Origin of the sequence: Janthinobacterium sp. OK676, assembly GCF_900103595.1 — a bacterium.
Taxonomy (GTDB): domain Bacteria; phylum Pseudomonadota; class Gammaproteobacteria; order Burkholderiales; family Burkholderiaceae_D; genus Janthinobacterium.
Window position 1 is genome coordinate 200,022 of the sequence record NZ_FNHA01000012.1, and the last position, 23,389, is coordinate 223,410.

Annotated in this window: 21 protein-coding genes and 1 other RNA gene; 17 read left to right on the forward strand and 5 right to left on the reverse strand. The window is 62.9% G+C overall.

Going from position 1 to position 23,389, the window contains the following annotated elements; genetic code table 11:
• Positions 1–210 precede the first annotated feature (210 nt).
• The 4 genes from ftsX to BLU39_RS22400 form a co-directional block, all read right to left on the reverse strand.
• Complete coding sequence (gene ftsX / locus BLU39_RS22385; protein ID WP_092717017.1) at positions 211–1,131, reverse strand: permease-like cell division protein FtsX; 921 nt, start codon at positions 1,129–1,131, stop codon at positions 211–213.
• Entirely contained in the window at positions 1,128–1,865 is a 738-nt protein-coding gene (locus BLU39_RS22390; protein WP_092717020.1) for a cell division ATP-binding protein FtsE, read from the reverse strand. The genes ftsX and BLU39_RS22390 overlap by 4 nt, the downstream gene beginning before the upstream one ends.
• 8 nt (positions 1,866–1,873) lie before the next feature.
• A complete protein-coding gene (ftsY, locus tag BLU39_RS22395) occupies positions 1,874–2,941 on the reverse strand; it encodes a signal recognition particle-docking protein FtsY (protein WP_092717024.1) in 1,068 nt (355 codons plus the stop codon).
• A 154-nt stretch (positions 2,942–3,095) separates the two neighbouring features.
• Positions 3,096–4,037, reverse strand: coding sequence for a MerR family transcriptional regulator (locus BLU39_RS22400; RefSeq protein WP_092717027.1), 942 nt, complete (start codon positions 4,035–4,037; stop codon positions 3,096–3,098).
• Positions 4,038–4,242: 205 nt separating this feature from the next.
• Between BLU39_RS22400 and BLU39_RS22405 the strand changes: the two genes are divergently transcribed.
• The 10 genes from BLU39_RS22405 (at position 4,243) to BLU39_RS22450 (ending at position 13,933) form a co-directional block, all read left to right on the forward strand.
• The gene (locus tag BLU39_RS22405) at positions 4,243–5,553 is read left to right on the forward strand and encodes an NAD(P)/FAD-dependent oxidoreductase (protein ID WP_092717030.1); all 1,311 of its coding nucleotides are present in this window, start codon (positions 4,243–4,245) and stop codon (positions 5,551–5,553) included.
• Positions 5,543–6,340, forward strand: a complete 798-nt coding sequence (locus BLU39_RS22410; RefSeq protein ID WP_092717033.1) for a DUF1365 domain-containing protein — start codon at positions 5,543–5,545, stop codon at positions 6,338–6,340. Before BLU39_RS22405 ends, BLU39_RS22410 begins: the two co-directional genes overlap by 11 nt.
• Positions 6,337–7,584, forward strand: a complete 1,248-nt coding sequence (locus BLU39_RS22415) for an SAM-dependent methyltransferase (protein WP_254789036.1) — start codon at positions 6,337–6,339, stop codon at positions 7,582–7,584. Before BLU39_RS22410 ends, BLU39_RS22415 begins: the two co-directional genes overlap by 4 nt.
• Before the next feature lie 2 nt (positions 7,585–7,586).
• Positions 7,587–8,135 (forward strand): chalcone isomerase family protein, encoded by a 549-nt coding sequence (locus BLU39_RS22420; protein WP_092717036.1) that lies wholly within the window; start codon positions 7,587–7,589, stop codon positions 8,133–8,135.
• The gene (locus tag BLU39_RS22425; protein ID WP_092717039.1) at positions 8,132–9,412 is read left to right on the forward strand and encodes an MFS transporter; all 1,281 of its coding nucleotides are present in this window, start codon (positions 8,132–8,134) and stop codon (positions 9,410–9,412) included. The genes BLU39_RS22420 and BLU39_RS22425 overlap by 4 nt, the downstream gene beginning before the upstream one ends.
• The gene (locus BLU39_RS22430; protein WP_092717042.1) at positions 9,400–9,960 is read left to right on the forward strand and encodes a DUF3833 domain-containing protein; all 561 of its coding nucleotides are present in this window, start codon (positions 9,400–9,402) and stop codon (positions 9,958–9,960) included. Before BLU39_RS22425 ends, BLU39_RS22430 begins: the two co-directional genes overlap by 13 nt.
• Complete coding sequence (locus BLU39_RS22435; protein ID WP_092717045.1) at positions 9,957–10,724, forward strand: SDR family NAD(P)-dependent oxidoreductase; 768 nt, start codon at positions 9,957–9,959, stop codon at positions 10,722–10,724. Before BLU39_RS22430 ends, BLU39_RS22435 begins: the two co-directional genes overlap by 4 nt.
• On the forward strand, positions 10,721–11,179 hold the full coding sequence (locus BLU39_RS22440) for a nuclear transport factor 2 family protein (protein ID WP_092717048.1): 459 nt from the start codon (positions 10,721–10,723) through the stop codon (positions 11,177–11,179). Before BLU39_RS22435 ends, BLU39_RS22440 begins: the two co-directional genes overlap by 4 nt.
• 974 nt (positions 11,180–12,153) lie before the next feature.
• Positions 12,154–13,239 carry a porin gene (locus BLU39_RS22445; protein WP_092717051.1) on the forward strand — a complete coding sequence of 362 codons (1,086 nt, stop codon included), beginning with the start codon at positions 12,154–12,156 and terminating at the stop codon, positions 13,237–13,239.
• Between the two features lie 151 nt (positions 13,240–13,390).
• Positions 13,391–13,933, forward strand: coding sequence for a hypothetical protein (locus BLU39_RS22450; RefSeq protein WP_092717054.1), 543 nt, complete (start codon positions 13,391–13,393; stop codon positions 13,931–13,933).
• A 73-nt stretch (positions 13,934–14,006) separates the two neighbouring features.
• Here BLU39_RS22450 and BLU39_RS22455 read toward each other — a convergent pair whose 3' ends face one another.
• A complete protein-coding gene (locus BLU39_RS22455) occupies positions 14,007–15,710 on the reverse strand; it encodes a thiamine pyrophosphate-binding protein (RefSeq protein ID WP_092717057.1) in 1,704 nt (567 codons plus the stop codon).
• 236 nt (positions 15,711–15,946) lie between these two features.
• On the opposite strand from BLU39_RS22455, the gene rnpB reads away from it, so the two are divergent.
• From rnpB to murF, 7 genes are all read left to right on the forward strand, one after another.
• Positions 15,947–16,308: RNase P RNA component class A (gene rnpB, locus BLU39_RS22460), an RNA gene on the forward strand.
• Between the two features lie 661 nt (positions 16,309–16,969).
• Complete coding sequence (gene mraZ, locus BLU39_RS22465) at positions 16,970–17,398, forward strand: division/cell wall cluster transcriptional repressor MraZ (protein ID WP_035824821.1); 429 nt, start codon at positions 16,970–16,972, stop codon at positions 17,396–17,398.
• Between the two features lie 9 nt (positions 17,399–17,407).
• A complete protein-coding gene (gene rsmH, locus BLU39_RS22470; RefSeq protein WP_092717060.1) occupies positions 17,408–18,385 on the forward strand; it encodes a 16S rRNA (cytosine(1402)-N(4))-methyltransferase RsmH in 978 nt (325 codons plus the stop codon).
• Positions 18,382–18,651: a cell division protein FtsL gene (gene ftsL / locus BLU39_RS22475; protein ID WP_034748894.1), complete on the forward strand. Its 270-nt coding sequence runs from the start codon at positions 18,382–18,384 to the stop codon at positions 18,649–18,651. Before rsmH ends, ftsL begins: the two co-directional genes overlap by 4 nt.
• On the forward strand, positions 18,651–20,429 hold the full coding sequence (locus tag BLU39_RS22480; RefSeq protein WP_092717063.1) for a peptidoglycan D,D-transpeptidase FtsI family protein: 1,779 nt from the start codon (positions 18,651–18,653) through the stop codon (positions 20,427–20,429). Before ftsL ends, BLU39_RS22480 begins: the two co-directional genes overlap by 1 nt.
• 8 nt (positions 20,430–20,437) lie before the next feature.
• Positions 20,438–21,946 (forward strand): UDP-N-acetylmuramoyl-L-alanyl-D-glutamate--2,6-diaminopimelate ligase, encoded by a 1,509-nt coding sequence (locus tag BLU39_RS22485; protein WP_092717066.1) that lies wholly within the window; start codon positions 20,438–20,440, stop codon positions 21,944–21,946.
• 11 nt (positions 21,947–21,957) lie between these two features.
• Positions 21,958–23,388 carry a UDP-N-acetylmuramoyl-tripeptide--D-alanyl-D-alanine ligase gene (gene murF / locus BLU39_RS22490; RefSeq protein ID WP_092717245.1) on the forward strand — a complete coding sequence of 477 codons (1,431 nt, stop codon included), beginning with the start codon at positions 21,958–21,960 and terminating at the stop codon, positions 23,386–23,388.
• The last annotated feature ends 1 nt before the right edge of the window (position 23,389 follow it).

Sequence of the window (23,389 nt, forward strand, 5' to 3'; positions counted from 1 at the left end):
CCAATCAGCACATTTAATCGTCCTGATAGCCTAAATACTATGGCGGGTTAATGCTTGATATATATCTCTGAACAGCGATTTGACCACGTAGTTAGTCTACGACCTCTGGCTGAAGCGAACCTTAAGAATACTTGCTAAATATCAAGATAACAGCAGATGGGGAGGGTGAGGCGCATGGCGGCACCGCAGGCGCCGCCATGGAAGGGAAGGTCAGTTCAGGCGCGCCAGGTGGCGCTGCACGCAGAGGAAGGCGCCGATCAGGCCCAGGCCGGCGCTCAGGGCCAGCAAGCCGGCCATCGGCAGGGGCGCCAGCGGCACCAGCTGGAATTCGGACGCATACAGGCGGGCAAACTCGGCGATCGCCGTATTGAGCGGCTGCAAGGCCAGCGCCACGGCACCGAGGGCCAGCGCGCCCGCGCACAGGCCCAGCAGGGCGCCCGTGTAATAGAAGGGGCGGTGGATGAAGGTATCCGTCGCGCCGATCAGTTTCGAGATGCTGATTTCATCGCGCTGCTGCATCACCTGCAGGCGGATGGTGTTGAAGACCACGGCGATGACGGCCACGCCCAGGGTAATGGCCAGCAGCAGCAGCACCAGGCGCAGCACGCCCAGCAGGGCCGCCAGGCGCTTGACCCAGGCCGAATCGACTTGCGCCGATTCCACGCCGGGCAGGTGGCGCAGCTGTTCCGCCACGGCATCGACGTCCTGCGCCTCGCTGGCGCTGTTGAAGGCATCGAGTTTCAGCACATAGCTGTCGGGCAGGGGATTGTCGCCCAGGGTGCTGAGCACGTCGGCCAGGCCGTTCTTGTTCTTCAGGGTATCGAGCGCCTGTTCGCGCGGGATGAAGACGATCTTCGCCTTCTGGTCGTGCACGATCTTGCGCATCTCGCCGACCAGCGCCACGGCCTGCTCGCGCGGCGTGTCGATCTTCAGGAAGACGCTGATTTCCGGGTCGACGGACATCTGTTCCGACATAGGGCGCACATTGTCGAGCATGGTCAAGCCGGCGAACGGCAGCGACAGGGCGATGGCGACGACGACGACGTTGAGCAGGAAGCCGCCCGGTGACTTGCGCAGGTGGATCAGCGCCGAACCGAGCGCGAAGCGGTGTTGACGGAACCAGCCCCTCATGCGCGTTCTCCTTCGCCATCATCCAGGCCGGGCGCGAAATCGGGGTCGGGCGGGGCGAACACGGGGGCCTGCGTGGCCTTGTCGATGGCCACCAGCTGGCCGTTTTTCAGGTGGATCACGCGGGCGGCGGCATCGAGCATCTGTTCGTCATGGCTGGAAATGAGGCAGGTCACGCCCACGGAATGGAAGGCCTTCAGGGCGTCGAGCACCTTGTCGGCGCTGGCGCGGTCCAGGTTGGCCGTCGGTTCGTCGGCCAGGATGATCTGCGGCCGGTTGACGATGGCGCGCGCGATCGACACGCGCTGCTGCTCGCCGCCCGACAGTGACAGGGGACGGGCGAGGGCGCGGTCGAGCAGGCCGACTTTATCCAGCGCGGCGCGCGCGCGCTGCTCGGCGGCGGTCTTGTGGGCGCCGACGACGAGCAGCGGCAGCATGACGTTGGCCAGGATGGAGCGGTCGTTGAGCAGTTTCTGCTGCTGGAAGATCAGGCCCATGTTACGGCGCAGGAAGGGCACGCCGGCCGGCTTGAGCTTGGCCATGTCCTGCCCATTGACGATCAGCTTGCCCGACGTGGGGCGTTCCATGGCGGCGATCATTTTCAGCAGGGTGGATTTGCCGGCGCCGGACGGGCCGGCCAGGAAGACCAGCTCGCCCTTGGCAATATTCAGCGAAATGTCGCTGAGCGCCACTGCGTCGGAGGTGTATTGCTTGGAGACGTGCTGAAATTCAATCATGTAGGGGCTTATCCGAGCAGCGCTTCGACAAATTCGGCAGCCACGAAGGGCTGCAAGTCTTCAATTTTCTCACCGATACCGATGAAATACACGGGCACGGGGCGCACGCGGGCGATGGCCGCCAGCACGCCGCCCTTGGCGGTGCCGTCCAGCTTGGTGATCACCAGGCCGCTCAGCTGCAGGGCATCGTCGAAGGCCTTGACCTGGGTCAAGGCGTTCTGGCCCGTGTTGCCGTCGATGACGAGCAGGGTTTCATGCGGCGCGCCATCCATGCCCTTGCCGATCACGCGCTTGATTTTCTTCAATTCTTCCATCAGGTGCAACTGCGTCGGCAGGCGGCCCGCCGTGTCGACCATCACCACGTCGATGCCGCGCGCCTTGGCCGACTGCACCGAGTCGTAGGCCACGGCGGCCGGGTCGCCCGATTCCTGGGAAATCACGGTGACGTTGTTGCGTTCGCCCCACACCATCAGCTGCTCGCGCGCGGCGGCGCGGAAGGTGTCGCCGGCGGCCAGCAGCACGGACTGGTTATTCGACTGCATGTGCTTGGCCAGCTTGCCGATGGTGGTGGTCTTGCCGGCGCCATTCACGCCGGAAATCATCATCACCAGCGGCTTGTGGCGGCCCAGCTCGAAGCGTTTTTCCAGCGGCAGCAAGAGTTCGATGAGCAGCACTTTCAGGGCGGCCTTGACGGCGGCGGCGTCGAGCAGCTTGTCTTCCTTGACCTTTTTCTTCAGTTCCGTCAGCAGGAACTCGGTGGCGTCGATGCCCGCGTCGGACATCAGCAGCGCCGCTTCCAGCTCCTCGTACAGGGCCTCGTCGATCTTCGCGCCGACGAACAGCACGGACAGGGTGTTCGAGGTCTTCGACAGGCCCGCCTTCAGGCGCGTCATCCACGATCTTTTCTCGGGTTCGGCGGCCACGATCACGGGCACGACTTCGGCCGGCGCGCCAGTCAATGGCGCGGCCGGCGCAGCGGATGCTGGCGCGGCAGGCGGCGTGGCGGCGGGAGGGACGAGGGGCTCGGCTGGCGCGGCCTCGGGGGCGACGGGTTTTTTCTTGAAGAAACTAAACATGGATGTGTGGTGGCGGGTGCTGACCTTAGGCCCGGCGGCGCCGGACACTGTTGATCCGGCTATTCTACCAGAGCGCGCCCGGCCCTTCATGCTTTACTGTTCGATTGGCAACATTGCGCGGGTATCCACGGAGATCGCCGCAGTTCCCTCGCGTTTAATGGGTTTGCAGGGCGTCCGCCTGGTGGCGGCGGCGCCAGTCGGCGATGCTTTCCTCGACCTGGCGCAAGTCCAGCACGTGCAGGAAGGGCGGCGGGCGGCGCGACAGGGCGGGGCTGCGTCCGCCGGCCCACACTTCCACCGCCGCCGGCAGGCTCGCCTGCAGCTGGCGCAGGCTGTCACGCGTCTGCCGTTCCTTGCTGGCGCTGGAAAACGACAGCGCCACGATGTCGGCCCGCTGCGCGCGGGCGGCCGCGACGATGTCCGTCAGCGGGGTTTCCACGCCCAGCGACATGCAGTGCGCGCCCGCCGCCACGCACAGCGCCTCGGCCATCAGCAGCCCCAGGCCATGGCGCTCCTGCGGCAGGGTACTGAGGACGATGCGCGGCGTGCGCGTAGACGGGCTGCTCGCTTGCGGCAGGGAAAAGATGGCGTGGCGCATCACTGTCTGTAAGGTTTCGCTATACAGATGCTCTTCATATACGGCCAGGTCGCCGCAAGCCCACGCTTCGCCCACCATGCTCGTAAGGGGGGCGATGACGTCGATGGTGAAGGCCTTCAAGCCCAGCACGGCCAGCGCCTGACGCAGGGCGCCGCCCAATTCCGCCATCTGGTGACCGCGGCACAGGGCCAGGTAGTGCTCGAGTTGCGGTGGCGGCGCGGGCGGCGCCGCGCTGCCGGCGCTGGCCAGCTGCTGCAGTTGCACCGTGCTGTGCTGCATGATTTTTCCCGGACGAAATCCGAGGTCCAGCAGGCGCTTGACCATGCGCAATTTTTGCACTTGCTCGGCTGGATAGCTGCGCTCGCCAAAGGCATCGCGCTGGGGCTGGGGAAAGGCGTAGCGGCGCTCCCAGACACGCAAGGTTTCCTTGGCCAGCCCGGTGTCGCGTTCGACATCGCTGATGCTGAAGGCGGGAGAGGGTTGCAGGTCAGTATCCATACCAGGGGGGGCTTTGCTCGCTTGCGGAAGAACGTGGCTTGCATTTTACGCCTTCCGCCGCCCCTTACCAAATAGCTGAATCCGATCAGAAATTGCCGGCGTATAAGTTTGTGAACTGCTGAGAGCGCTCATTGACATAAATCAATATTTCATCGATTATCCATGAGGCTTATTTGTCCAGGACAAACTTAATACAGGTGCATTCATGAAAATTGCCGTCGTCGGAGCAGGAATCGCAGGATTGTCGTGTGCCTATCGCCTGGCGCAGGCGGGCCAGGACGTCACCTTGTATGAGGCGGGCGACTATTTTGGCGGCCACAGCCATACGGTGGACGTCACGCTCGATGGCGTCACGCATGGCGTCGACACGGGTTTTCTCGTGTTCAACCACGCCACCTATCCGAACCTGGTGCAACTGTTCGATGAACTCGGTGTCGAGGCGGCCGACAGTGACATGTCGTTTTCCGTGAAAATGCCGATGGGCACGGCATCCGACGCCCGCGTGCTGGAATGGGCGGGCGCCAATGTCGATACCGTGTTTACCCAGCGCAGCAATCTGCTGCGCCCGGCGTTCCTGCGCATGCTGCGCGATATCCTGCGCTTCAATCGCCAGGCCAGCGCCCTGGCCACGGGAAGCGTGCCGGCGCCGGCCATGCCGCTCGGTGAATTCCTGGACCTGCACAATTATGGCGACGAGTTCCGCCACTGGTATCTGCTGCCGATGGCCGCCTGCATCTGGTCATGCCCGGCGCGCCAGATGCTGGCTTTTCCGCTGGCCACCTTCATCCGTTTCTGCCACAACCACGGCTTGCTGCAAGTGAGCGACCGTCCGCAATGGCGCACGGTGCGGGGCGGATCGCGTGTTTACGTGGAAAAACTGCTGGCCGGTATCCCGCAGCAGCGTCTGGCTTGCCCCGTGCTGGCCGTGCGCCGCCAGCCGCACGAGGGCGCCCGCATGGTCGAGCTGCACACGGCCGCCGGCGTCGAGCATGTCGATCACGTCGTGCTCGCTTGCCACAGCGACCAGTCGCTGGCCTTGCTGGCCGACATCCGCGACGACGAGCGCTCCGTGCTCGAAGCCGTGCGCTACCAGCCTAACCGGGCCGTGCTGCATACGGATGCGTCCTGCCTGCCGCAGCGCCGCAAGGCCTGGTCCGCCTGGAATTACCAGGGTCGGCCGGCCGCGCAAGGCGATGCGCCGCAAGTGTGCGTGCATTATTTGCTGAACCAGCTGCAACCCTTGCCATTTACTACGCCCGTCATCGTCTCGCTCAATCCGCTCGACGAGCCCGCTCCGGCCAGCATCATCGACGAGTTTTCGTATGCCCACCCCGTGTTCGATGGCGCGGCCATTGCCGCCCAGGCACGCCTGGCCGGTTTCCAGGGTGCGCAGCACACGTGGTTCGCGGGCGCCTGGACGGGCTATGGTTTCCATGAAGACGGCTTGAAGTCGGGCCTGGCCGTGGCGCAAATACTCAATGGCATGGCGGCGGCGGAGCTCGGCCATGCCGCGTGATCCATCACCGCCCATGGCGCCGCAGCCCCAGCTGTGCCTGGGTCAGGTGCGCCATGCACGGCTACGCCCGCGCAAGCATGCTTTCAGTTACGGCATGTTTTATCTGCGCCTGCCCGTGCGCAGCATGGGCGCACACGATTTTTCTGCCAGCTTGATCTCGCGCAACCGCGCCAATGTGCTGTCCTTCCGCGACAGCGACCACGGCGATGGCGCGACGCCGCTGCTGGACTGGATCGACGGCTTGCTGCGTGAACATGGCGTGACGGATGCGGGTGGTGAAATCTGGCTGCAAACCATGCCGCGCATGTTCGGTTATGTCTTCAATCCCGTCAGCTTCTGGTTTTGCCACCGCCCGGATGGCGCGCTGCGGGCCGTGGTCTGCGACGTGCGCAATACCTTTGGCGAGCGCCACCTGTACCTGCTCGAACAGGGCGGCGCCATCGCGTATGGCAGCGAGTTACGCGCCAATAAAATTTTCCATGTTTCGCCGTTTTGCAAGGTGGAAGGAAATTATCGTTTCCGTTTCTTGCGCAACAGCGAACAGAACGGCGAACGCCACCTGGCCCGTGTCGATTACGACGACCTCGACGGCCCGCTGCTGCAAACGAGCTTGTCCGGCACGGCGCGGCCGCTGCGCGATGGCGCCATCGCCTGGGCCTTGCTGCGCTACCCGCTGATGACGTTAGGCGTGATGGCGCGCATCCATTGGCAAGCCTTGCGCCTGTGGCTGCGCCGCGTGCCGTTTTTCAGCAAACCCCTTCCACCACAAGAAAAGGTGTCCCGATGAGCTCCGATTCCCTGCCGACAGGCCTGCAGGCGCGCGCCTGCGTCCGTCCCGACCACACGGCCGATCACACGCACTTGGACGTGCCCGCTTCAGGACGCGTGATCCTGCGCCTGCTGGAAAAATTGCAGCATGGCGCTTTGCGCCTGCGCACGCCCGACGGCAGCATCTTGCTGTATGGCGACGGCAGCCATCCCGTCACCCTGGACTTGCACAACTGGCGTTTGTGCTCGGCCGTGCTGCGCTCGGGCGACATCGGCTTTGCGGAAACGTTTATCGCCGGCGACTGGCGTACGGACAATTTGCCGGGCTTGATCGAATTGATGATACGCAACCGCGCGCAGATCGAATCGCTGATCTACGGCAACTGGTGGGGCAACCTCGTCTACAAGCTCAGGCATTTGTTCAACCGCAATTCGCGGGCCGGCAGCAAGAAGAACATCCACGCCCATTACGACATCGGCAATGCTTTTTATCAGCTGTGGCTCGATCCGTCGATGACGTATTCGAGCGCGCTGTTCAGCGAAGGCGCCAGCCTGGAGCAGGCGCAAGGCGCCAAATACCGGCGCATCGCCGACCAGCTGCAGCTGCAGCCGGATGCCAGGGTGCTGGAAATCGGCTGCGGCTGGGGCGGCTTTGCGGAAACGGCGGCGCGCAGCTACGGCGCGCACGTGACGGGGTTGACCTTGTCGACCGAACAGCTGGCCTATGCGCGCCAGCGCCTGCACGACGCGGGGCTGGCAGGGCAAGCCGACCTGCAGCTGTGCGACTACCGCGACAGCGCCGGCCAGTACGACGCCATCGCCTCGATCGAAATGTTCGAAGCCGTGGGGCAAAGCTACTGGCCCGGCTATTTCGCATGCGTGGCGCGCAACCTGAAGCCGGGCGGCCGGGCCTGCATCCAGACCATCGTCATTGCCGACGACTTGTTCGAGCGCTACAGCAAGAGCACGGATTTCATCCAGCAATACATCTTCCCGGGCGGCATGCTGCCGTCGCCGGCCGAGTTTCGCCGCGCCGCCGAGGCGCAGGGCTTGCGCGTGGAAGACGCCTTCAGCTTTGGCCTCGATTATGCGGAAACCCTGCGCCAGTGGCGCGCCAGCTTCCTGGCCCAGCGCACGGCGCTGGAAAAGCAGGGTTTCGATGGTCGTTTCCTGCTGACCTGGGAGTTTTACCTCGCGTATTGCGAGGCCGCCTTCCAGGCGCACAACACGGATGTGATGCAATTTACCCTGATCAAGGACTGACCATGCGCCGTTTGCTTGCCGCTGTCGTGCTGTTGTTGACCATGTCCGCTGCCGTGGCAGCGCCGCCTGCCTTTATCGCCGCCGACGTGCCCGAAGCCCGGCTGGCGGGCGAGGGCGAATACACGTGGTTCGGCATGCGTATTTATCGGGCGCAGCTGTGGGTGGGCCCGCAAGGCTACCAGGGCGCGGCGTCGGCAACGGCGCCTTTCGTGCTGGAATTGCGCTATGCGCGTGCGCTCGACGGCAAGAAGATCGCCGAAGCCAGCTATGAACAGATGCAGAAAATCGGCTCGGGCACGCCGGAGCAGCGGCTGGCCTGGTTGTCCACCATGCAGCGTATCTTTCCTGATGTTAAGGAAGACCAGCGCATCGCGGGTGCCTACCGGGCCGGCATCGCGCCCGGCGTGCGCTTTTACCTTGATGGCAAGATGCTGGCCGACGTGAGCGATGGCGACTTCGCGCGCGCCTTCTTTGCCATCTGGCTCTCGCCGTCGACGACGGCGCCCAAGCTGCGCGCGGCCTTGCTGCAGAGTGCGGCGCCGCTGCCATGAATGCCGTGGGCAGCGCCTTGAACTTGCCGGCCTTGTTCAGTTATGGCCTGTTCGGCTTGCCGCTGGCCATGCTGGCGCTGCCCATCTATATATATGTGGCGCCGTTTTATGCGCAGCGCAGCAGCCTGGACCTGGCGCAGATCGGCGCCGTGCTGCTGGCGGCCCGCATCGCCGCCGCCTTCATCGACCCGGCCTTGGGTGCGTGGATGGCGCGCGGCGGGCGCAGCTATGCCGCGCTGATCGGCGCCTCGCTGCCCTTGCTGCTGCTGGGCTTTGGCGCCCTGTTCCATCCGCCGGCCATGCGTGAAGCGGCGACCCTGGCCTGGTTCCTGGCTGCCTTGCTGCTCGTCTACACCGCTTATGGCCTGGCCGGCATCGCGCACCAGAGCTGGGGCGCGGCCTTGAGCCAGCTGCGCGCGCAGCGGGCGCGCGTGACGGCCGTGCGCGAAGGCTGCGGTTTGCTGGGCGTGATCCTGGCTGCGGGGCTCACTTCCGTGTTCGGCTATGACGGCTTGTCGCTGGCCTTTGCCGCCTGCCTGCTGGCGGCGGGCGCGCTGCTGCTGGCGCGCGCGCCGCGTCCGGCTTTGCGCAGTGCCGCAGAAGCGGTTTCCGGCAAAGGCTGGCGGCTGCCATTTCGCCAGCGCGCGTTTCGCTGGCTGTTTGCCGTCCTGCTCGTCAATGGCGTGGCGGCCGCCATTCCCGCCACCCTGTTCCTGTTCTTTGCCGGCGACTACCTGCGCCTGGGCCATTATGCGGGACCGTTTTTGATCGTCTACTTTTGCGCGGCGGCCGCCTCGATGCCCGCGTGGGTGGCGCTGGCGCGCCACTTTGGCGAAGCGCGCGCCTGGGGCGGCGCCATGCTGCTGGCCGCGACCGTGTTCGTCTGGGCATATGGCCTGGGGGCGGGCGCCGCCTGGGGTTTTGCCGGCATCTGCCTGCTGTCGGGCCTGGCGCTGGGCGCCGACCTGGCCTTGCCGCCGGCCCTGCTGGCGGGGCTGATCGGCGCGGCCGGCCATGCCGGGCGGCACGAAGCGGCGTATTTCGGCTGGTGGAACTGGGGTGTGCAGATGAGCCTGGCACTGGCGGCCGGCATCGCCTTGCCCCTGCTGGCCTGGCTCGGCTATGTGCCGGGCGGCAGCGGCGGCTTGTCGGCCCTGTCTGCCGCCTACGCCTTGCTGCCCTGCGCCTTGAAACTGCTGGCGGCGGCGCTGCTGTGGCGCGCGCCCCTGCAACATATATATAGCGACCATCTGGAGAATCGACCATGCACCTCATGAAATGTTGCCGGCGCGGCATGACGGCGGCCGCCTTGCTGCTGGCGCTGGCCGCCTGTTCCACGCCGCCCACGCCGGCCATCTACGCGCAGGAATTGCCCGTACTCGACCTGCAGCAGTATTTCAAAGGCATCCTGGATGCGCACGGCATCTTCCAGGATCGCTCGGGCAAGGTGGTCAAGCGTTTTACGGTCGTGATGCGCGCCAGCTGGGTGGGCGAGACGGGAACCCTGGACGAGGATTTCACGTATTCGGACGGCAGCAAACAACGGCGCGTGTGGACCCTGCGCAAGACGGCGCCCGGGCGCTTCATCGGCACGGCGCCCGACGTGATCGGCGAAGCCGTCGGCGAAGTGGCCGGCAATGCGCTGCGCTGGCAATACGTGCTGGCGCTGCCCGTCGACGGCACGGTCTACCACGTCGACTTCGAGGACTGGATGTTCCTGATGGATGACAAGGTCATGCTGAACCGCGCCGCCATGAGCAAGTTCGGCTTTGGCCTGGGCGCCGTCACCTTATCGTTCAGCAAGCGTTCGCAGGCGGTCCCATGAATCGAAAGATCAGCAATTGGGCCGGCAAGCACGTGTGGATCATCGGCGCTTCCAGCGGCATCGGCGCCGCCTGCTCCACCTTGCTGCTGGAGCAGGGGGCGAGCGTGGCCCTGTCGGCCCGCCATCGGGCCAGCCTCGAGCAGTTGTGTGAAGGACAGCCGCTGGCGCAGGCCTTGCCGCTCGATATCACCCAGCATGCGCAGCTGCGGGCCGTCTGCGCCCAACTGCAGCAGCAGTGGACGCATATCGACCTGATCTTGGTGGTCGCCGGCGGCTATCAGGCCATGCGCGCCGATAGTTTTGACATCGAGGCGGCCCAGGGCTTGCTGGCCCTGAATGTGGGCGGCGTCTTCAATTGCCTGGACCAGGCCTTGCCATGGCTGTTGCGCCAGGGCAGCGGCGGCATCGGTATCGTCGCTTCGGTGGCCGGTTACGGCGGCTTGCCCAAGGCGCTCGCGTACGGCGCCAGCAAGGCGGCGCTGATCAACCTGACGGAGTCGCTGTATCTGGATTTGCATCCACGCGGGATTGATGTGTATCAAATCAACCCCGGTTTCGTCGCCACGCCCTTGACGGCGGACAACGATTTCACGATGCCGGCCCTGATGACGGCGCAGGACGCGGCCGCCGCCATGCTCGACGGCATCGAGCGGGGCCAGTTCCACATCCATTTCCCCAAGCGCTTTACCAATACCATGCGCCTGGCGCGGCTGTTGCCGTACCGCGCCTATTTCTGGCTGATTCGCAAGGTGACGGGCTTATGAATACAAGCATGGCGGACATGACGGAACGCGTGGAGGAGGCGCTGGCGCGCCTGGTGGCGTTTTATGAGCACCTGAGCCTGGAAAGCCTGGCCCAGCTGGGCGCCGTATATGCACCGGGCGCCCGGTTCAAGGACCCGTTCAACGAGGTGGCGGGCCATGCCGCCATCCTGGCCATCTTCGAGCACATGTTCGTGCAAGTCGATGCGCCCCGGTTTGTCGTGCTGGAAAGCCTGGGACAGGGGCAGCAAGCGTTCCTGACGTGGGAATTTCACTTCCGCATGAAACGGCTGGTATCTGGCGAACAGTGCATACGCGGCGCCACCCATGTGCGCTTCGATGCACAGGGAAGGGTGGTCATGCACCGCGATTACTGGGATGCGGCGGAAGAACTGTATGAAAAGTTACCGTTGCTGGGTGGTTTCATGCGCATGCTCCGGCGCGCAAGCCGGCGCTAAGGCCGTTTCTTGATGCTTTTAAGCAAAAAATACGAAAAAGAAAAAGTAAATTGTGCGGAAGGGGGCGCGTGAAAACTTGATTTCCGTCAAGGTGTCGTTTTTTAGACACAAATATATCAAAATATTGAGAAGGCAACATTGTAAGAAATTGTTTCAACTGATGCGCAATTTGCAAGCAAGAGTCGTCCTCATCCGTTCCAATCGGGTAGTTGAGGCGTAGCCTGGAAAACATGAAAAACATTTCTATGTGAGCAATTTAAATTACCGGAAAGTCAGTAATTCCGTTAATACTCTGCCTATTTTTCTGACGCGCGCGCCGACGTCGAAAATGGCGTCTACGCCCCTGAATAATGCGGCAATGCACCAAAACAGGGCGCAATATTTCCCATTTTGGGGCCTTCGGCAGCAAACATTGGCGATGCCGTGTATGCTTCGTCCCGTTTATCCATTATCGCCTGACAAATTGTGCGCTTTGTCGTGTAAATTTTGGAGGGCAAATGACGGGTAAAGCATGTTGATGTTTTAATCACTCGCCTGATACTGTTGCACTAATACAACGGATGTCGACAAGGCATGCGCTATGATGGAATGGTCAATCAGGCCAATGCATTGGTTGGCAAGGGGCACTGGCTCTGTCGCGTAGTACGGTTGGCGATGGTCGGGATGCCTGAAAAAGCCCTCGGCCTGGTACCGGAAGTAACATGTTGGAACTTGATGGAATGTGAAACGGTCGTTATAGTGCCGCTTCCGGTGCCCTTTGAGCACCGAACCGGCGCATGAAAATACGGCCGCTTCGCAGCCTTCAAGCTTATCGGCGCAATAGCGTGCCGATACCGATATGAATGTTCCTCTGACCGGAACAGCAATGTGGCAGGTGGAGACCTTGCCCTCACTCATAAAAAGCGCTCTGCTAGAGCGCAGCTCGAGATGCATAGGCTGTATTACTTTTTGCTTCAAAATTAAAGGAAATCGCAATGAAAAAAACTCTGATCACCCTGGCAGTTCTGGCAGCGGCCACTGGCGTCGCCCAAGCTCAATCGAGCGTTGTTATCTACGGTACCGTTGACGCTGGTTTCGTCAGCGAGCGCGGCGGTGTTAACGGCAACGTTAACAAGCTGGACAGCGGCATTGCTTCGGCTTCCCGTATCGGCTTCAAAGGCACCGAAGATCTGGGCAGCGGCCTGTCGGCACTGTTCGTTCTGGAAACAGGTTTCAACGTTGATAACGGTACGCAAGACAAAGCCGGTTCGATCTTCAACCGTCAAGCTTACGTTGGTCTGAGCAGCAAAACGACCGGCACCCTGACCCTGGGTCGTCAATACACCCCTTGGTACAACACCCTGTCGAAAGTTGCTGATCCATTCGCAGCGGGCTACGCTGGTTCCGCCAAAAACCTGTTCACAGCGAACACCCGCACCAGCAACACCGTGGTTTACGCTTCGCCAAGCTTCAACGGCTTTGACGCTGACGTGGCTTACACCTTCGGCGAGAACGCTGAGTCGAACAAAATCGGCCGCCAAATCGGCGCGTCGGCTGGCTACTCGAACGGTCCTCTGAACGCTCGCTTTGCTTACAACAACACCGACAACACCCAGTTCCAAATCGGTAGCGCACGTAACTACCTGCTGGCAGCTAACTACGACTTCGCAGTTGTTAAAGCTTACGTCGCATACGGCGTGAACAAAGGCTACAACAGCATGATCGCTAACAACGCCGTACAAAACGCTAACGGTTCGTTCTCGTCCCGTAACGCATTCGGTGGCGTCGACGCTGCCTTCAGCCGCGATAGCAACAACATCCTGGTTGGCGCAACGGTACCAGTTGGCACCGCTGGCACCGTGATGGCTTCGTTCATCCGCACGAACGATAAAGACGTCGCCAATGCTGACGCTGATCAATGGGCACTGGGCTACTCGTACGCTCTGTCGAAGCGCACGAGCACCTATGCTTCGTACGCCAAGATCAAAAACAAAAACGGCGCAGGCTACACCGTTGGTAACAACAGCAATGTTGGTACGGGCGACAAAGCCTTCAACGTTGGCGTTCGTCACTCGTTCTAATATTCGCGCAAGCGAAGCTTAGTTCCGCTGCCAGCATCCCTTCGGGGATGCTGATAAGCAAGGAAACGCGTCTCCAGGCTAGTCCTGGCGGCGCGTTTTTGCATTGGCGGCGCCAGTTATAATGGCGCCGTTACTCAAGTAAAGGAATGCCATGTATTCATCCACATCGCCGCGCCTGGCCGTCATGCTGGCCGCGCTGCTGCTCGCTGGCGCCACGGGCGCCGCTGCCGCTGCCGTCAAGGGCAAGAAGCCGGCCGGACTGGAACGCTACGGCGTGGCCGTCTACTCCGACCTGTGCCTGCAAAAGGACAGCGGCGAAATCGGCGGCCAGCGCGTCACCCTGCACCGCTTTGCCGAAGCCGATTCCGTCATCTATGAATTCACGGCTGGCGCCCTGAGCTGGCCCATCGTGGCCAACGACGTCAACCTGGACGCGGCCACGGGCGTTTTCGACTTCACCATCGCCGGCGCCGACGGCGAGGAGCGCACCATCGTCGGCAAGTTTTCCAGGGATGGCCAGACCCTGACCCTGGAAGGCGATTACTGCGGCGGCAACGTGCGCATGCCCATGAAACTGAGCCGCGTGCGCGATTTCGGCCGTCCCCTGAAAAACTGCACGCCATGCCCGGCGACGCCGCAAGCGCCCGCCGAGACAGTGCCTGCCGAGGAAAGCGCGACTGTGCCCGCTGCCTGAGCGATCACTGCTGCCAAAAAGAAAAAGGCCCGGTATCGACCGGGCCTTTGTTATTTATAGCGTCGCAAGAGGCTTACTTTGCCGCCTGTGCCTTTTCCGCCGTGGCGCGGATGGTGGCCAGGGTGGCGTTCGGCGTGATCAGGTTGCCGTCGTAGCGCAACTCGATCAGGGCCGGCAAGTTGTGCGCCTTGGCGTGCGCCAGCGCCCGTTGCAGGGCAGGGGCGAACTCTTCCGTCGCATTCACCACTTCGCCCTGCGCGCCATACGCTTGCGCCAGCGCCGCGAAATCCGGGTTGTGCAGGGTCGTGCCCGAGACGCGGCCCGGGTAGTCGCGCTCCTGGTGCATGCGGATAGTGCCGAACATCTGGTTATTGAAGACGATGATGACCACGCCCGCCTGGTATTGCATGGCGGTGGCCAGTTCCTGGCCATTCATCATGTATTCGCCATCGCCGGCAAACGTGATCACGGTGCGCTCGGGATGCACGATTTTCGCCGCCACGCCCGATGGCACGCCGTAGCCCATGGCGCCGTTGGTTGGCGCCAGCTGGGTGCGCATGCCGCCGTAGCGGTAGAAGCGGTGCGCCCACGAGGCGTAGTTGCCGGCGCCGTTCGTCAGGATGGTGTCGGCCGGCACTTGCGCCATGATCTCCTGCGTTACCTGCCACAGGTCCAGCGGCGCCTGGCCATCCTGGAAGATGGGCGGGCGCTCCTGGTAGGCGGCCAGCTCGGCCTTGGCCTCGGCCGGCGTGTGCTGCCAGGCGGTAGCGTCGACGGGAGCCATGGCGACCAGCATGGCGCACACTTGCGGCATGCCGCTGTTGATCATCAGCTCGGCCTGGTAGACGCTGCCCAGTTCCTCGGCATCCGTATGGATGTGCACGAGGCGCTGGCGCGGCACGGGCGAGTCGAACAGGGTATAGCCCCCCGTGGTCATTTCACCGAGGCGCGGCCCGATGGCGATGACCAGGTCGGCATTTTTCACGCGCGCGGCCAGTTTCGGGTTGATGCCGATGCCGACGTCGCCGATGTAGTTCGGGTGCGCATTGTCGAGCAAGTCCTGGAAGCGGAAGGCGCAGGCGACGGGCAGGTGGTTGTTTTCCGCGAACTGTTGCAGGTCGGCGCAGGCCTGCGGCGTCCAGGTGGCACCGCCCAGCAAGACCAGCGGCTGTTTCGCGGTGGCCAGCATGGCGCGCAGCTGCTGCAATTGGGCGCTGGACGGCGCCGCCTGCACGGGCTGGTAGGCGCGCGTGTCGGCCACTGTGGCCAGCGAAATGAGCATGTCTTCCGGCAGGGCCAGCACGACGGGGCCGGGGCGCCCGCTGGTGGCCACCTGGAAGGCGCGCGCCAGGTATTCGGGGATGCGCTCGGCGCGGTCGATCTGCGCCACCCACTTGGCCATCTGGCCGTACATGCGGCGATAGTCGATTTCCTGGAACGCTTCGCGGTCGACGAAATCGTTGCCCACCTGGCCGATGAACAGGATCATCGGGGTGGAATCCTGGTAAGCCGTGTGCACGCCGATCGAGGCGTTGGTGGCGCCCGGTCCGCGCGTGACGAAGCAGATGCCCGGCTTGCCCGTCAGCTTGCCGTAGGCTTCGGCCATGAAGGCGGCGCCGCCTTCCTGGCGGTTGATGATGAAGCGGATGCCGGAATCGTGCAGGGCGTCGAGCACGTCCAGGTAGCTTTCGCCAGGCACGCCAAAGGCGGTGTCGACACCGTGGATCTGCAGGGCATCGACCAGGATCTGGCCGCCGGTACGGGATTGTTGCGTCATGTTCGGCTCTTTATATTCTAGTGGGTGGCAAAGAAATGGGGCAAGCGGTGCGCATGCGCCTGCATGCAAGCAGCTTGCCTCATTCTATGTGAGCCGATTTGGCCCGGCTTTTGAAATGGCGACACCGAATTACACAATCCCCCGTACCCGGAGCCCGACGAGGTGCCCGGCGAGCGGTGTCGTGCCGGCACAGGCCTTTTTGCAGAAACATGCTGCGGCGCGGTACAATGGCGGGTGAAGCAGGCCAGACAGTCGCTGGCCGGCGCAGCAATGCGCTGGCGGGAGGAAGGTCCGGACTCCATAGAGCGGGGTGACGGTTAACGGCCGTCCGCTGAAAGCCTACTCGACGTACTTGTACGGAGAGGGGGTATAAGGCGAGGAATAGGGCCACAGAGACGAGCGTATTAAGTTACGGTGAAACGCGGTAACCTCCACCTGGTGCAATTTCAAATAGGCACGCGATGATGCTGCTCGCGGAGCGTGCGGGTAGAAAGCTTGAGCGCCCGAGTAATCTGGCGCCTAGAGGAATGACTGTCATAGCGCCAACCTGCAAGGGAAGGCGCCGTAACAAAATCCGGCCTATCGGCCTGCTTCACTTGAATTCCCGCTTCCTGGCTTGCCAGGGAGTATCTCGGCCGCGGCAGCGTTGACTGCCGCGCGCCAATCAAAAGCCCCCGCAACGGGGCTTTTTTTGTTTCTAAAAATAAGGCAATCGAGATAAAGTTGTATAGACAAGCAAAATGGACAATTGGTTAAAGTTTCTTGGTTCTAATTAATTGCTGCATTGCAAAAATAGTTTTCCCACATCAGGCCAGCCCCGGAAAACAGGGCCGGCAGGCGCCATGGACGATTATTTTTTGCTTTAAACCAAGTCTTTCGCTGCGGACGATTGCTGTTGTGCCTGGATGACGAAATTATTGTCATGTGTCAACTAACTGTAAAAAATTCAATTTTTTGATTTCGTTTTTTTCGATGTTTACGGTAGGAAAACACATGTGTGCAGATGAGGTAGCACATTCACTATCTTTCATAAGTATCTAATTTATCGATATATTTTTATTTGAGACTCCTTCAACGATATGCGCTAAGTCCTTAATTTCATTAATAAAATTCCTGTTTTGCCAATCGGAAACCGCTTGACCACTATCTTTGCTTCCTCTAAAGTGGGCAACTGTGTGAAAAAGTGTGTTTTTGTGGGAAATTTTCCCTTTTTATCGCGATGCGCAAGCGTCGCAACCCAAGCTCAAAAAAGGTCTTTCGTGTTTCAAGGCGCGTCCGCAATCAATCTCGATGCCAAAGGCAGGATGTCTATCCCTGCCAAGCACCGTGACGCGCTGGCGATTCAATGCGAAGGCCGCTTGACCCTGACCAAACACCCCGATGGCTGCCTGCTGTTTTTCCCCCGTCCCGTGTGGGAAAGTCACCGCCAGCAAATCGCCGCCTGGCCCATGTCGGCGCGCGCCTGGCAGCGCATCTTCCTCGGCAACGCCGTCGACGTCGAGCTGGACTCGGCCGGCCGCGTGCTCATCTCGCCCGAATTGCGCAACGCCGTCGGACTGGCGCGCGAAGTCATGATGATCGGCATGGGCAGCCACTTTGAAATATGGGATGCCGCCAAATTGGCCGAAAAAGAACAGCAGGCGATCGATGCCGGCACCCCCGATGTACTTTCCAATTTTTCTTTCTAAGGCTCCGTAATGACACAACTCACGGTGCCGGAATTTCAGCATCGCACGGTGCTGCTCGATGAAGCGGTCGATGCGCTCGACCTGTCGGGCGATCGCGCGCACGGCATTTACGTCGACGGCACGTTCGGCCGCGGCGGCCATAGCCGATTGATTTTGTCGCGCCTGGCGCCCGACGCGCGCCTGATCGGCTTCGACAAGGACTTGCAAGCGATCGCCACGGCCGAACAGATCGCCGACCCCCGTTTCCAGATCGTCCATGACAGCTTTGCCACCATGACGGCCAGCCTGGCCGAACGCGGCGTGCGGCAGGTGGACGGCATTTTGCTTGACCTGGGCATCTCGTCGCCGCAAGTCGACGACGCGGCGCGCGGTTTCAGCTTCCGCAACGACGGACCGCTGGACATGCGCATGGATACCACGCGCGGCATCTCCGCGGCCGAGTGGCTGGCCGTGGAGACCGAGCAGAATTTAGAGAAAGTGATACGCGATTATGGGGAAGAACGGTTTGCTTTTCAGATTGCAAAGGCGATTGTTGCTGGCCGGGCAGTCCAGCCAATTTCAAGCACACGACAGCTTGCCGGCATCGTGGCAGGCGCCGTCAAGACCCGCGAGAAGGGTAAGGACCCCGCTACCCGCACCTTTCAGGCCATACGCATTTTCATTAACAAAGAGCTCGAGGATCTCGAGATCGGCCTGAACCAGGCGTATGCCTGCCTGGCGCCCGGCGCGCGCATGGCCGTGATCAGTTTTCATTCGCTGGAAGACCGCATGGTCAAGCGCTTCTTCGCTTCGAAGGCGAACGTGGAGCAGCCTGACCGCCGCCTGCCGATCCGCGCCGTGGACTTGCCGCAGCCGGAAATGAAGCTGATTTCGAAGATGAAGCCGTCCGATGCCGAGATCGAGGGCAACCCGCGCTCGCGTTCGGCCGTGATGCGCGTGGCGCAGCGTTTGCCGCTGGCCGCTCCTGCAAACGGCGGCGCCCGATGACTGGCAAGCTGTGTGTCGTGCTGTCGGCCCTGCTGGTGTGCTGCGGCCTGTCGCTGGTGAACGCGCAGTACCAGTCGCGCCACCTGCTGATCGACCTGGAACGCGCGCAAGCGCTGTCGCGCCAGCTCGACATCGACTGGGCGCAGCTGCAGCTGGACCAGTCCACTTTGGGCAAGCATGAACGCATCGAATCGATCGCACGGCGCGACCTGAGCATGACGCCGCTGACGGCGGCGCGTACGCAATACCTGACGGAGGGCGAATAATGAAGTTGGGCGGTAATAGCAACGGCCGGGTGGCGGCATCGAAAGGCGTGCCATTCTCGAAGAACCCCGTACTGGCGGTGCGTCTGCCCGTCTGGCGTTCGCGCGTCGTGCTGTTCCTGCTGTTCTTCGCTTTCGCCGGCCTGGGGGCGCGCGCGCTGTGGCTGCAGGGCGTGTCGACGCAGTTCCTGCAAAAGCAGGGCAAAGCGCGCTATGAGCGCACCCTGGAATTGCCGGCCACGCGCGGCAAGATCACCGACCGCAATGGCCAGGTGCTCGCCTCGTCCGTCCCCGTGAAAGCCATCTGGGCCATTCCCGACGACGTGCTGCAGGCAACACCCGAAAAAATCAATGCGCTCGCCGGCCTGCTGGAAATGAACGTCAACGAATTGCGCAAGAAGCTCGATTCGGACCGCAGCTTCGTTTACCTGAAACGCCAGGTCGAGATGGACGTGGCCGACAAGATTTCCAAGCTGGGCATCGACGGCATCGACGAACGCAAGGAATACAAGCGCTTCTATCCGCAGGGCGAAGTGATGACCCACGTGGTCGGCTTTACCAACGTGGAAGACGTGGGCCAGGAAAGCATGGAACTGGCGCAGCAGAAAACCCTCGTCGGCACCACCGGCAGCCGCCGCGTGATCAAGGACCGCCTGGGCCACATCGTCGAAGACATCGGCTTCATCCACGAACCGCACGACGGCAAGGACCTGACCCTGTCCGTCGACAGCAAGATCCAGTACATCGCCTTCACGCAGCTGAAGGAAGCGGTGGAAAAATTCAACGCCAAGGCCGGCGGCGCCGTGGTGCTCGACGTGCACACGGGCGAAGTGCTGGCCCTGGCCAATTACCCGAGCTACGACCCGAACGACCGCCGCAAGCTCACGGGCCAGCAGCTGCGCAACCGCGTCATGACCGATACTTTTGAGCCAGGTTCGACCCTGAAGCCGATCACGGTCTCGCTGGCGCTCGACACGGGCCGCGTCAAGCCGGGCACTCTGATCGACACCGGTCCGGGCCGCTATACCATCGCCGACCGCACGATCACCGACACCAAGCCGCATGGCGTGATCAGCGTGGCCGAGATCATCGAAATGTCGTCGAACATCGGCACCTCGAAGATTGCGCTGGGCATGCCGTCGCAGGAAATGTGGGAAATGTTTACCAAGGTGGGCTTCGGCCAGCAGCCGAAATGGGGCTTCCCCGGCGCCGTGGCCGGCAGAGTGCGTCCCTATAAATCGTGGCGCCCGGTGGAGCAGGCGACCATGAGCTACGGTAACGGCATTTCCGTGTCGCTGATCCAGCTGGCGCGCTCCTACATGATGTTCGCGCGCGACGGCGACACAATTCCCCTGTCGTTCCAGAAGGTCAATGAACTGCCCGTGGGCCAGCAAGTGATCAAGCCGAAGACGGCCGCCGAAATGCGCGCCATGCTGGAACTGGTGGTCTCCGGCGCGCACGGCTCGGCCAAGCGCGCCCAGGTCGCCGGCTACCGCGTGGGCGGCAAGACGGGTACCGCCTACAAGGTTGAAAACGGCCGCTATGCGATGCCGCGCAAATACATCGGCTCTTTCGTGGGCATGGTGCCGATGTCGGCGCCGCGCTTCATCATTGCCGTGATGATCGATGAACCGACCGGCCCTGCCCACTATGGCGGCCAGGTTGCCGCTCCCGCTTTCGCGGCGATCGCGACCAACGCGCTGCGCGCGATGAACGTGCCGCCCGATTCCTCCGTTACCGAAATCGTGGTCCCGGCCAATGCCGGCCCGGAGGCCATGTGAAGTCACTCATGACCATACAAGACATCAGTTTGTGGATCAAAACGGCTGCCCCGTCCGGGCAGCTGACGTCCGATTCGCGCCGCGTGCAGCGCGGCGACGTGTTTTTCGCCTATGCGGGCGCCACGCAGTTCATCGCCGCCGCCATCGCGCAGGGCGCGGCCGCCATCGTGCATGACGCCGTCGAATGGAACGCCGCATGGAGCGTGCCGCACCTGCTGGTCAGCGACCTGAAACGCCTGGCCGGCCCCGTGGCGCATGCTTTTTACGGCATGCCCGACAGCGCCATGTTCAGCGCCGGCGTGACGGGCACGAATGGCAAGACCTCGTGCGCGCTGTGGCTGGCGCAAGCGCTGGCGCGCCTCGGTGTAACGTCGTCCGTCATCGGTACCTTGGGCGTGGGCCTGTGCAAGCCGCGCGGCGCCATCGAGTTCGACGTCACCGGCTACACCACGCCGGACGCCGTGCTGCTGGCGCGCAAGCTTGCCGTCATGCGCGACGCCGGCGCGCAAGCGGTCGCCATCGAAGTGTCGTCGATCGGCCTGGACCAGGAACGCGCGGCGGGCATGCATTTCGACGTGGCCATGTTTACCAATCTGACGCGCGACCACCTCGACTACCACGGCGACATGGCGGCCTACGAGGCGGCCAAAGTAAAACTGTTCGACTGGCCAGGCTTGAAAACGGCCGTCATCAATCTGGACGATGCCATGGGCCTGCGCCTGGCGCGCCACGTGGACGGCAAGCTGTCCGGCCAATACCCGGTCATCGGCTACACCTTGCAGGATGCGGCGGCCTTGCCCGACTTGCCGGGCGTATTGATGCTGCGCGCCAGCCAGTTCCGCAGCCGCAACGCCGGCACCGACTTCCACCTGGAATGCCCGCTCGGCGTGGCGCTGGTCAAGACGCAGCTGGTGGGCCACTTCAATATCAGCAACGCGCTGGCCGTGCTGGGCGCCTTGCTGGCCCATGGTACGGGTCTGCGCGCCGCCATCGACGGCATCGAATCGCTGCAGCCGGCCCCGGGCCGCATGCAGCAGGTGGGCGGCCAGGAAGCGCCGATGGTCGTCATCGATTACGCGCATACGCCGGACGCGCTGGAAAAAACCCTGGCCGCCTTGCGCCAGGTGGCGCAGGAGCGGGGCGGCCAGCTGTGGTGCGTGTTCGGCTGCGGCGGCGACCGCGATCCGGGCAAGCGTCCGCAGATGGGCGCCATCGCGCAGCTGGCCGATCATGTGCTGGTCACCAGCGACAATCCGCGCAGCGAAGACCCGCACGCCATCATCGCGCAGATCGTCGCCGGCATGCGCGCCGACGGCCCGCAGCCGCAAGCCATCGAAGACCGCGCCGCCGCCATCCTGTCGGCCATCAAGCACGCGGCCAAGCCGGACGTGATCCTGTTGGCGGGCAAGGGCCATGAGCCATACCAGGAAATCAAGGGCAAGAAACTGCCGTTCTCCGACGCCGACCATGCGCAGCTGGCCCTGTCCGCGCGCCTGACGATGATGAGGACGAACTGATGGATCGCCTCATGTACGCAAGCCTGACGGAACTGATGCCATCGCTGCAAGGCGCGCAGCTGACGGGCGACGCCGTTTTTGACGGCGTCTCGACCGACAGTCGCAGCGCCCCGGCCGGCTCGCTCTTCGTCGCCCTGCGCGGCGAGAGTTTCGACGCCCACGATTTCCTCGATCAGGTGGCCGCGCGCGGCGTCGCCGCCGTGGTGGTCGAGCGCCTGCCCGAAGGCTGGGACAGCGGCAAGGTACCGGCCATTATCGTGTCCGATACATTGGTGGCGCTGGGCCGCATCGCCAACCACTGGCGCGGCCGCTTCAAATTGCCCGTCATCGGCGTCACCGGCAGCAATGGCAAGACCACCGTCAAGGAGATGATTTCGTCCATCCTGGCGGCGGCCTTTGGCGAAGAAGGCCGGCTGGCCACGCGCGGCAACCTGAATAACGAGATCGGCGTGCCGCTGACCCTGTTCCGCCTGAGCGGGGAGCACAAGGCGGCCGTCATCGAGATGGGCATGAACCATCCTGGCGAGATCGCCCGCCTGGCCGCGATTGCCGCGCCGACCCTGGCGATGGTCAACAACGCGCAGCGCGAGCACCAGGAATTCATGCATACGGTGGAAGCCGTGGCGCGCGAGAACGGTGCCGCGCTGGCGGCCCTGGCGGATGACGGCGTAGCCGTCTTCCCGCATGGCGACGAATTCACGCCCGTGTGGCGCGAGCTGGCCGGCGCGCGCGCCGTCATCACCTTCGGCCTGTCGAAAGACGCCGACGTCAGTTGCACGCACCGCGCGGCCGAGGATTTTGGCAGCGACCTGTTCGTCAGCGTGCGCGCACGGGACGGCGGCTTGCGCCAGTTTTTTGTCGGCCTGCAGGCGGCGGGCGAACACAATGTGCGCAATGCGCTGGCGGCCGTGGCATGCGCCGTCGGCGCCGGCATCGCCATCGAACATATTCAGCAGGGCCTGGAGGCATTTTCTCCCGTGAATGGCCGCCTGCAGAAAAAACGTGCCGCCAATGGCGCCACCATCATCGACGACACGTATAACGCCAATCCGGATTCGGCGCGCGCGGCCATCGATGTGCTGGCGCAGGCCGCGGCACCACGCATCCTGGTGCTTGGCGAGATGGGCGAAGTCGGCACGCAGGGGCAGCAGTTCCACGAAGAGATCGGCGCCTACGCCGCCGCCAAAGGCATCGAACACGTGCTGGCGACGGGCGGCCTGGCGCGCCATCTGGTGAGTGCGGCGCAAGCTGCCGCGAGCCGGGAATCAGGCACGGTCGTGGAGTATTTCGAACAGTTCGACGGTTTGCTGGCGGCGCTCGATGCGCATTTGTCCGGCCGTTCGGATGCAACAGTATTAATCAAGGGCTCCCGTTTCATGAAGATGGAACGGGCCGTGCAGCATTTGATTGGTTCAAACAACAATAACAAGGAAGCTCACTAAT

Excerpts from the sequence above, each read along its gene's own strand:
- ftsX (WP_092717017.1), bottom strand. The coding sequence starts at position 1,131 with ATGAGGGGCTGGTTCCGTCAACACCGCTTCGCGCTCGGTTCGGCGCTG.
- BLU39_RS22390 (WP_092717020.1), bottom strand. The coding sequence starts at position 1,865 with ATGATTGAATTTCAGCACGTCTCCAAGCAATACACCTCCGACGCAGTG.
- ftsY (WP_092717024.1), bottom strand. The coding sequence starts at position 2,941 with ATGTTTAGTTTCTTCAAGAAAAAACCCGTCGCCCCCGAGGCCGCGCCA.
- BLU39_RS22400 (WP_092717027.1), bottom strand. The coding sequence starts at position 4,037 with ATGGATACTGACCTGCAACCCTCTCCCGCCTTCAGCATCAGCGATGTC.
- BLU39_RS22405 (WP_092717030.1), top strand. The coding sequence starts at position 4,243 with ATGAAAATTGCCGTCGTCGGAGCAGGAATCGCAGGATTGTCGTGTGCC.
- BLU39_RS22410 (WP_092717033.1), top strand. The coding sequence starts at position 5,543 with ATGCCGCGTGATCCATCACCGCCCATGGCGCCGCAGCCCCAGCTGTGC.
- BLU39_RS22415 (WP_254789036.1), top strand. The coding sequence starts at position 6,337 with ATGAGCTCCGATTCCCTGCCGACAGGCCTGCAGGCGCGCGCCTGCGTC.
- BLU39_RS22420 (WP_092717036.1), top strand. The coding sequence starts at position 7,587 with ATGCGCCGTTTGCTTGCCGCTGTCGTGCTGTTGTTGACCATGTCCGCT.
- BLU39_RS22425 (WP_092717039.1), top strand. The coding sequence starts at position 8,132 with ATGAATGCCGTGGGCAGCGCCTTGAACTTGCCGGCCTTGTTCAGTTAT.
- BLU39_RS22430 (WP_092717042.1), top strand. The coding sequence starts at position 9,400 with ATGCACCTCATGAAATGTTGCCGGCGCGGCATGACGGCGGCCGCCTTG.
- BLU39_RS22435 (WP_092717045.1), top strand. The coding sequence starts at position 9,957 with ATGAATCGAAAGATCAGCAATTGGGCCGGCAAGCACGTGTGGATCATC.
- BLU39_RS22440 (WP_092717048.1), top strand. The coding sequence starts at position 10,721 with ATGAATACAAGCATGGCGGACATGACGGAACGCGTGGAGGAGGCGCTG.
- BLU39_RS22445 (WP_092717051.1), top strand. The coding sequence starts at position 12,154 with ATGAAAAAAACTCTGATCACCCTGGCAGTTCTGGCAGCGGCCACTGGC.
- BLU39_RS22450 (WP_092717054.1), top strand. The coding sequence starts at position 13,391 with ATGTATTCATCCACATCGCCGCGCCTGGCCGTCATGCTGGCCGCGCTG.
- BLU39_RS22455 (WP_092717057.1), bottom strand. The coding sequence starts at position 15,710 with ATGACGCAACAATCCCGTACCGGCGGCCAGATCCTGGTCGATGCCCTG.
- rsmH (WP_092717060.1), top strand. The coding sequence starts at position 17,408 with ATGACACAACTCACGGTGCCGGAATTTCAGCATCGCACGGTGCTGCTC.
- ftsL (WP_034748894.1), top strand. The coding sequence starts at position 18,382 with ATGACTGGCAAGCTGTGTGTCGTGCTGTCGGCCCTGCTGGTGTGCTGC.
- BLU39_RS22480 (WP_092717063.1), top strand. The coding sequence starts at position 18,651 with ATGAAGTTGGGCGGTAATAGCAACGGCCGGGTGGCGGCATCGAAAGGC.
- BLU39_RS22485 (WP_092717066.1), top strand. The coding sequence starts at position 20,438 with ATGACCATACAAGACATCAGTTTGTGGATCAAAACGGCTGCCCCGTCC.
- murF (WP_092717245.1), top strand. The coding sequence starts at position 21,958 with ATGTACGCAAGCCTGACGGAACTGATGCCATCGCTGCAAGGCGCGCAG.